The sequence below is a fragment of the Paraburkholderia sp. genome (assembly GCF_026225065.1).
GTDB lineage: Bacteria > Pseudomonadota > Gammaproteobacteria > Burkholderiales > Burkholderiaceae > Paraburkholderia.
Genome location: NZ_JAMFSB010000056.1, coordinates 25,797 through 34,100, shown reverse-complemented (window position 1 = coordinate 34,100; position 8,304 = coordinate 25,797). Strand labels below are relative to the sequence as shown.

The window sequence follows — 8,304 nt, the reverse complement described above, 5'->3', positions numbered from 1 at the left end:
GGGCGGCCAAAGATCGAGCTGTTTGGTGCAAGGGCCGCTGCCGGCTCAGGGGCGGGTGCCCCGGCTGCGAAGCCACGCATCGAGCTATTTGGCGCGAGCCAGCGTCCGAATAATTCAAACAACGCCAGAACTGCCGAGGAGGCGTGATAGCTGTGCAAAAGATCAAGGTACTGTGCGTCGACGATTCGGCGCTGATCCGCAGCCTGATGACTGAGATCATCAATGGCCAGCCGGACATGACCGTCGTCGCAACCGCGCCCGACCCGCTGGTCGCGCGCGACCTCATCAAGCAGCACAACCCGGACGTGTTGACGCTCGACGTTGAAATGCCGCGCATGGATGGTCTCGACTTTCTCGAGAAACTGATGCGTCTGCGGCCGATGCCGGTGGTGATGGTGTCGTCGCTGACCGAGCGCGGCAACGAAATTACGCTGCGCGCGCTGGAACTGGGTGCGGTCGATTTCGTGACCAAGCCGAAGGTCGGGATCCGCGACGGCATGCTCGACTACGCAGAGAAGCTTGCCGACAAGGTTCGCGCGGCCGCCCGCGCCCGCGTGCGCCAGACCGCCCCGGCGCATCACGCCGGCACGGCGGCCGGCCAGGCGGGTGCCCAGGCTGCGACGCCGGCGCCGAACTTCAACAACCCGCTGCTGAGTACGGAAAAGCTGATCATCGTCGGCGCCTCGACGGGCGGCACCGAAGCGATCCGCGAAGTGCTGGTGCCGCTGCCGCCGGACGCGCCCGCGGTGCTGATCGCACAGCATATGCCGCCGGGGTTTACAAAATCTTTTGCGCAACGCCTTAATGGCTTGTGCAGAATTACCGTTAAAGAGGCAGAGCACGGCGAACGTGTGCTGCCGGGACACGCGTATATTGCCCCCGGTCACGCTCACCTGTTGCTAGCGCGTAGCGGCGCGAACTATATTGCACACCTCTCCGACGACCCGCCGGTGAACCGGCACCGTCCGTCTGTCGATGTGCTGTTCCGCTCCGCTGCGCAGCACGCCGGCAAGAATGCGGTGGGCGTGATTCTCACGGGAATGGGCCGCGACGGTGCGGCTGGACTGCTGGAGATGAAAAAAGCAGGCGCGTATACGCTTGCGCAGGACGAAGCGAGTTGCATTGTGTTCGGCATGCCGCGCGAGGCGATCGCACTCGGCGCTGCCGACGAAATCACCTCGTTGCCGGAGATGAGCCGGCGCGTCATGGCGCGTCTTTCGTCAATGGGTGAACGCGTCCAGCGGGTATGATGCGCGCCGGGTCAGAACGCAGGCGTCTTGCATGGGACTGGAGTCAGTGCTGAAGCGCTAACGCTGGTCGACACACTCGCTGCACCATCTGGGATTAGGGAAAGGGAATTGAAATGGATAAGGGAATGAAGATTCTGGTCGTAGATGACTTTCCGACGATGCGCCGGATTGTCCGCAATCTGTTGAAGGAGCTGGGCTATTCGAACGTCGACGAGGCGGAAGATGGCCAGGCGGGTCTCGCGCGTCTGCGTAGCGGCAAGTACGATTTCGTGATCTCCGACTGGAACATGCCGAACCTCGACGGTCTGGCCATGCTCAAGGAAATCCGCGCGGATGCCAGCCTCACGCATCTGCCGGTGCTGATGGTGACGGCCGAGTCGAAGAAGGAAAACATCATCGCGGCGGCGCAGGCCGGCGCGAGCGGTTATGTGGTGAAGCCGTTCACGGCGGTAACCCTCGACGAGAAGCTCAACAAGATTCTCGAGAAGATGGCGAAAGCCGGGAGCTGATGTGGACGAGCCGACCAACGCGGCAGCCGTCGAAGCGCAAGACGGCGGCGACCTTGCAAGCGACCGCATCCTTGCCCGCATCGGGCAACTGACGCGCACACTGCGCGACTCGATGCGCGAGCTTGGTATCGACAAGCACGTCGAGCGCGCCGCCGAAGCGGTGCCCGACGCGCGCGACCGCCTGAAGTACATTGCCAACATGACCGAGCAGGCAGCCGAAAAGGTGCTGAGCTCGATCGAGGTCGCCAAGCCGTTGCAGGAGCAGTTGCAGCAGGACGCAGCGGTGCTCGACGCGCGTTGGGAGCAATGGTATGCGGCGCCGATCGAACGCGAGGAAGTGCGCGCGTTGATGAACGACACGCGGACCTTCTTGCATGGTGTGCCCGAGGTGACGTCGGCCACCAACCAGCAGCTGCTCGAGATCATGCTGGCGCAGGACTTCCAGGATCTGACCGGCCAGGTCATCAAGAAGATCACTGAGGTCGTGTATCTGATCGAGCAGCAACTGCTCGGCGTGCTGATCGAGAACATTGCGCTTGAACGGCGCGAGCAGTTCGCGGCAACGGCGGCGGCGCTGGCGGCCGAACCTTCGTCGACCGGCAGCCCGGAGAACCTGCTGAACGGGCCGCAGATCAACCCGGAAGGCAAGGCCGACGTGATGCAGGATCAAGGCGAAGTCGACGATCTGCTGGCGAGCCTCGGCTTCTGACGCGGCTTTCGAACAGCTTCCACATCTGAACCGAGCCGGCTCCGGGCGGTCGAACATGGCACGCGCCCCGCTCTACAGCGTTCGGCGCCGCTGTGTACCGTCCCGCACTCCGTGCGCAGGGTTCTTGCCGGCTAGCCATCGCGCATAGCGGATGTCCCGGCCAGGCACCCTGGAGGAAACCTTCCTGCGGAGCAGTGGCCCGGTACCGTATGATCTTGGATAAATGCGAGCGCGCGTGCGATGCACGGGCCGTATCGCAGTTGACCGGGAGGAGTGTGGCTATGCTGAGTCGTGTACGCCGCGCCGTCGTCATGACAGCGCTCGGATTGTCCTGCGTGGTGCCCGCCGTTCAGTCCGCTTATGCGGCGCTGGGCGGTAGTCCGATGACGCCGCCCTCGGGCTCGTCTGTCAGTTCCCAAACCGTTTCCCCTACCGCCGTTCTGCACGCCGCGTCCGGCGCCGCCTCCGCAGCCAGCACCAGTTCTTCTTACACCGTCCGGCAGACGACCTACGGCAGCGGCACGGTCGTGCGCGAGTATCTCGCCGCGGACGGCACCGTGTTCGGCCTCGGCTGGAACGGGCCGCAAATGCCGAATCTGAACGATCTGCTCGGTACTTATTTCCCTCAATACCAGGCCGGGGTTGAGGCCGTGCGCGCAGTGCGCGGCGGCCACGGTCCGGTCGCGGTCGAGCAGAGCAGCCTGGTGGTCCACTCCGGTGGCCATATGGGCGCATTCTCGGGTCAGGCGTGGCTGCCGCAGGCGCTGCCTGCCGGCGTCAGCGGTTCCGACATCCACTGACAAAATGACGGACGGGAGACGAGCCATGCAATTTGCAGCAAAGCTCAGAGGGTGGGCGCAGGTCGCGGCGACGGTCGCGTTGGTGTCGCTGGTTGCCGCGTGCGGCGGAGGCGGTGGCAGCAGCAACAACAGCTCCAGTTCGTCGAGTTCGAATAACGGCTCGTTGCCGGCCAGCCCGACCGCTACGCCGGTTGCGGCGAACGCTGCGAACACCGCCGCGATCACGGTGAGCACAGGCGTGGCGAATGTCATCAATATTCCGACGGTGAGCGTCACGGTTTGCGTGCCCGGGACCAGCACCTGCCAGACCATTAACAACGTGCAGGTGGATACGGGTTCTTATGGGCTGCGGATTGCCAGTGGGGTATTGAGCGTTGCTCTGCCCGAGGCCGCCGTTCCCACTGGCGGGTCTGGCACGTTGGCGGAGTGCACGAATTTCGCGGACGGCTTTTCGTGGGGCTCGGTACGCACGGCAACCGTACAGATTGCCGGCGAGACCGCCACCGGCATTCCGGTTCAGGTACTCGGTGACCTGACCAACAGTGTGCCGACAGGCTGCGCGATTGGCTCCGAAGAGAACACGCCTGCGGCGCTCGGCGCCAACGGCATTCTCGGCATTGGCAATGCTCCGTACGATTGCGGCGCAACTTGCGCGAGTTCGACCACGTTTGCCCAGTTCAGCAACTATTACGCGTGTTCGAGTTCGACTTGCACAACCGCCCAGGTGCCGACGGCTGCCCAGGTGGCAAACCCCGTCGCGCACTTCGCCACCGACAACAACGGCGTGATCGTCGAGATGTCACCTGTCTCGAACAACGGAGCCACGTCGGCCACCGGCACGTTGGTGTTCGGCATAGGCACACAGTCGAACAACGCGCTCGCGGCGGCGAAGACCTTCACGACCGATGCCTTCGGTGACCTTAACAACAGCACGTTCAACGGCAGCACGTTGTCGGCCTTCTTCGATTCCGGCTCGAACGCGTACTTCTTCACCGATAGCACATTGACGTTGTGCGGCAGCAATTTCAGCGGCTTCTACTGCCCGTCGACGGGGCAGACCCGTACGGTCACCGTGGTCGGCCTGAACGGCGCCTCCGCTGCGGCTAACGTCGGGATCCTGAGCGCGGCGACGCTGTTCAGCAACGGCAATGACTACGCGTTCAACGACCTCGCCGGCCAGATCGGCAGCTCGGGCAGTTTCGACATCGGCCTGCCGTTCTTCTACGGCCGTTATATGTATTTCGGCATCGACCAGACCGCGAGCGGCGGCCAGGCGCCTTACGTCGGCTACTGATCCAGGACCCAACGCGACCCGTCCCGCCCGTTCCACGCCTCGCAGCCCCGGAACGGGCGGCCTCCGCGGGAGCGCCCCCGCTGCCCGCCCGCTCCCGCCCGTAGCGGCCCCTCCCGCCACCCCATCTCCCGAAATACCCCCGTTTCCCCGTCCTTATCCGCCGATCATGGCTTGTGTTCTGCAGGAATAATCGCTCTCACTGGAAATAGGCATGGTGCCTCGACCGTCTGGAGAGCTGCGTGGCAGGGGAAAGCGACCTCGAAAAAACAGAAGACGCCACCCCCCGGCGCCTGGAGAAGGCGCGGGAGGAAGGGCAGATCGTTCGTTCGCGGGAGCTGGTCTCGTTTGCCTTGCTGTCGGCCGGTTTCTATGGCGTTTGGGCGTTGTCGGGGACCATCGGCGATCACCTCGCATCGATGCTGCGCGGCGCGCTCATGTTCAATCACGACAGCGTCTTCGAAACGCGGCGCATGCTGATCGGCGCGAGCGTCGACGGCATGCAGGCGCTCCATGCGCTGGTGCCGATTCTTGCGTTGACCGGTGGTGCCGCGCTGCTCTCGCCGCTCGCGCTGGGCGGCTGGCACGTGTCAGCCGGGGCGTTCGACCCCAAATTTAGCCGGCTCGATCCGGTCGCCGGACTCGGCCGGATCTTTTCGATCAACGGGCCGATCCAGCTCGGCATGTCGTTCGCCAAGACTCTCGTAGTGGGCGGGGTCGGGGGCGTGTCGGTCTGGAACCGCCGGGAACAGATCCTTGCGCTCGCCACCCAGCCGCTCCACGAGGCGCTCGCCAACGCGGTGCACCTGATCGCCGTGTGCTGCGGTATGACGGTCGCCGGCATGTTCCTCGTGGCTGCGCTCGATGTCCCGTATCAGATCTGGAATTACCACAAGAAACTCCGGATGACGAAGGAAGAAGTGAAGCGCGAACACCGCGAAAACGAAGGCGATCCGCAACTCAAGGCCCGCATCCGCGCGCAGCAGCGTGCAGCGGCGCGGCGCCGGATGATGTCCAAGATCCCGACGGCGGACGTGGTGGTGACTAACCCGACGCACTTCGCGGTCGCGCTGAAGTACAGCGACGGCGAGATGCGCGCACCGCGGGTCGTCGCCAAAGGCGTGAACCTGATTGCCGCGCGGATTCGCGAGCTTGCTGTGGAGAACAACGTGCCGCTGCTCGAAGCCCCGCCACTGGCGCGGGCGCTGTATCACAACGTCGACCTCGACCGCGAAATTCCGGGCCAGTTGTATGGCGCGGTCGCGGAAGTGCTCGCATGGGTTTATCAATTGCGCCGCTTCAAGACTGAAGGCGGCGTGGTGCCGGTTGCGCCGACTGAACTCGAAGTGCCTGCTGATCTGGACCAAGGTCCGGTATCCGACGAAGAGGCGAGCGAAGAAGCCGCCGACACCCTTAACGAAGACGACAAGGCATCTGGAGCCTCCGCATGAACGCACGCGCCGGTTTCCTGTCCCGACGGCCGGACTCGCTGAGCAACACCAACCTGCGGGCACTCGCGGGTCCGGTGCTGATCTGCATGATCCTCGGCATGATGATCCTGCCGTTGCCGCCGTTCCTGCTGGATCTGCTGTTCACCTTCAACATCGCGCTGTCCGTGATGGTGCTGCTGGTGAGCATGTACACGATGAAGCCGCTCGATTTCGCCGCGTTCCCGAGCGTGCTGCTGTTCTCGACATTGCTGCGCCTTTCGCTGAACGTAGCCTCCACCCGGGTCGTGCTGCTCGAAGGCCACACCGGACCGGCCGCGGCTGGGCAGGTGATCGAGTCGTTCGGTCAGTTCCTGGTCGGCGGCAACTTCGCGGTCGGGATCGTGGTGTTCATCATCCTGATGGTGATCAACTTCATGGTGATCACGAAGGGTGCGGGCCGGATCGCCGAAGTGTCCGCGCGCTTCACACTCGATGCCATGCCGGGCAAGCAGATGGCGATCGACGCCGACCTGAACGCCGGCATCATCAACGAAGACGCGGCGCGGCGCCGCCGCCTTGAAGTCGCGCAGGAAGCCGAGTTCTACGGCTCGATGGACGGCGCGAGCAAGTTCGTGCGCGGCGATGCGATCGCCGGTCTGCTGATCATGGTGATCAACATCATCGGCGGGCTGATTGTCGGCGTGGCCCAGCACAACATGGACTTCGCCGCCGCCGCCAAGAACTACACGCTGCTCACCATCGGTGACGGCCTCGTCGCGCAGATCCCGTCGCTGGTGATCTCGACCGCCGCCGGTGTGATCGTGTCGCGCGTGGCGACCAACGAAGACATCGGCACGCAGCTGACCGGGCAGTTGTTCACGAACCCGCGCGTGCTGATCATCACGGGCTGCATTCTCGTGCTGATGGGCTTGATCCCGGGAATGCCGCACTTTGCCTTCCTGCTGCTGGGCGGTGGCCTGATCCAGCTCGGCCGGATGATGAGGAAGCGCGCGACCGACATGAAGACTACCGCGGCTCTCGCGACGGTGGCGCCGGCTGCGCTCACGCCGACCGAAAACACCGAGGCAAGCTGGGAAGACGTGACGATGATCGACACGCTCGGTCTCGAAGTCGGCTACCGGTTGATTCCGCTCGTCGACAAGAATTCGGACGGCGAACTGCTCAAGCGGATCAAGAGCATCCGCAAGAAGTTCGCGCAGGAAATCGGTTTCCTGCCGCCGGTGATCCACATTCGCGACAACCTGGAATTGCGCCCCAACGGCTACCGGATCGCGCTGAAGGGCGTCGAGGTCGGGGTCGGCGAGGCCTATCCGGGCCAGTGGCTGGCCATCAATCCGGGTCAGGTGAGCGCGGCGCTGCCGGGCACGCCGACCCAGGATCCGGCGTTCGGCCTGCCGGCCATATGGATCGACACCAATCTGCGCGAGCAGGCCCAGGTGTACGGCTATACCGTGGTGGATTCGAGCACTGTGGTCGCGACGCATTTGAATCATCTGGTCGTCACGCACGCATCCGAGCTGCTCGGCCGCCGCGAAATCCAGGCGCTGATCGAACGGATGCAGAAGGACACGCCGTCGCTGGTCGACGATCTGATTCCGAAGGCGCTTTCGCTCACCACGCTGCAGAAGGTGCTGCAGAACCTGCTGGAAGAAGGCGTGCCGATCCGCGACATGCGCACGATTCTCGAAGCGCTGTCCGAGCACACGCCGAAGGTCACCGATGCGCACGAGCTGACGGCGGCCGTCCGTCTGGCGTTGGGCCGGGCTATTACGCAACAGTGGTTCCCCGGCACCGGCGACATGCAGGTCATGGGTCTCGATTCGAATCTCGAACGGGTGCTCTCGCAGGCGCTTTCGACTGGGGCAAACCCTGGCCTCGAGCCGGGTCTCGCGCACACGCTGATGACCGAGACGCAACACGCGATGACGCGCCAGCAAAACCTCGGGCTCGCGCCGGTGCTGCTGGTGCAGCACGCATTGCGGCCGATGCTTGCGCGCTTCCTGCGCCGCAACCTGCCGCAGCTGAAGGTGCTGTCGTATGCGGAGGTGCCCGACACGCGCAACGTCAAGGTGGTGAATCTGATAGGCGGGAAAGGCTAACCCGCTCCACACTCCAGACCGGCGCTTCAGGCGCCGGTTTCCATTTGGGGACCCTTGCAGCGCGGCCCCGGCGTACTACCCATCACGCGAATTGCCTGCTTTTCCCTGTCTTTATCAAGCGATGGTCTCTCGACATCTTTCGCAATAATCGATCTCAATGGAAAGCGGTATGTCGCCGGTCCGTCAACCTCATCG

At 64.0% G+C, this 8,304-nt stretch carries 7 protein-coding genes and 1 pseudogene; all 8 read left to right on the top strand.

Features of this window, described 5'->3' with window-relative positions; all coding sequences use genetic code 11:
• Positions 1 to 147, top strand: a pseudogene (locus M0954_RS04620) (chemoreceptor glutamine deamidase CheD); the annotation flags it as partial.
• Positions 148 to 152: 5 nt separating this feature from the next.
• Positions 153 to 1,250 carry a chemotaxis response regulator protein-glutamate methylesterase gene (locus tag M0954_RS04615; protein ID WP_183143103.1) on the top strand — a complete coding sequence of 366 codons (1,098 nt, stop codon included), beginning with the start codon at positions 153 to 155 and terminating at the stop codon, positions 1,248 to 1,250.
• A gap of 113 nt (positions 1,251 to 1,363) precedes the next feature.
• Positions 1,364 to 1,759, top strand: a complete 396-nt coding sequence (gene cheY / locus M0954_RS04610) for a chemotaxis response regulator CheY (protein WP_074262872.1) — start codon at positions 1,364 to 1,366, stop codon at positions 1,757 to 1,759.
• Position 1,760: 1 nt separating this feature from the next.
• Positions 1,761 to 2,468: a protein phosphatase CheZ gene (cheZ, locus tag M0954_RS04605; RefSeq protein ID WP_122152869.1), complete on the top strand. Its 708-nt coding sequence runs from the start codon at positions 1,761 to 1,763 to the stop codon at positions 2,466 to 2,468.
• A gap of 281 nt (positions 2,469 to 2,749) precedes the next feature.
• Complete coding sequence (locus M0954_RS04600) at positions 2,750 to 3,268, top strand: DUF2844 domain-containing protein (RefSeq protein WP_123385061.1); 519 nt, start codon at positions 2,750 to 2,752, stop codon at positions 3,266 to 3,268.
• A 25-nt stretch (positions 3,269 to 3,293) separates the two neighbouring features.
• The gene (locus M0954_RS04595; protein WP_123385060.1) at positions 3,294 to 4,562 is read left to right on the top strand and encodes a DUF3443 domain-containing protein; all 1,269 of its coding nucleotides are present in this window, start codon (positions 3,294 to 3,296) and stop codon (positions 4,560 to 4,562) included.
• A gap of 239 nt (positions 4,563 to 4,801) precedes the next feature.
• Complete coding sequence (gene flhB, locus M0954_RS04590) at positions 4,802 to 6,010, top strand: flagellar biosynthesis protein FlhB (protein ID WP_122152866.1); 1,209 nt, start codon at positions 4,802 to 4,804, stop codon at positions 6,008 to 6,010.
• The gene (gene flhA / locus M0954_RS04585) at positions 6,007 to 8,109 is read left to right on the top strand and encodes a flagellar biosynthesis protein FlhA (RefSeq protein WP_297351851.1); all 2,103 of its coding nucleotides are present in this window, start codon (positions 6,007 to 6,009) and stop codon (positions 8,107 to 8,109) included. The genes flhB and flhA overlap by 4 nt, the downstream gene beginning before the upstream one ends.
• The last annotated feature ends 195 nt before the right edge of the window (positions 8,110 to 8,304 follow it).

Coding starts and splice junctions, on each gene's coding strand:
- cheY (WP_074262872.1), top strand. CDS start 1,364: ATGGATAAGGGAATGAAGATTCTGGTCGTAGATGACTTTCCGACGATG.
- M0954_RS04600 (WP_123385061.1), top strand. CDS start 2,750: ATGCTGAGTCGTGTACGCCGCGCCGTCGTCATGACAGCGCTCGGATTG.
- M0954_RS04595 (WP_123385060.1), top strand. CDS start 3,294: ATGCAATTTGCAGCAAAGCTCAGAGGGTGGGCGCAGGTCGCGGCGACG.
- flhA (WP_297351851.1), top strand. CDS start 6,007: ATGAACGCACGCGCCGGTTTCCTGTCCCGACGGCCGGACTCGCTGAGC.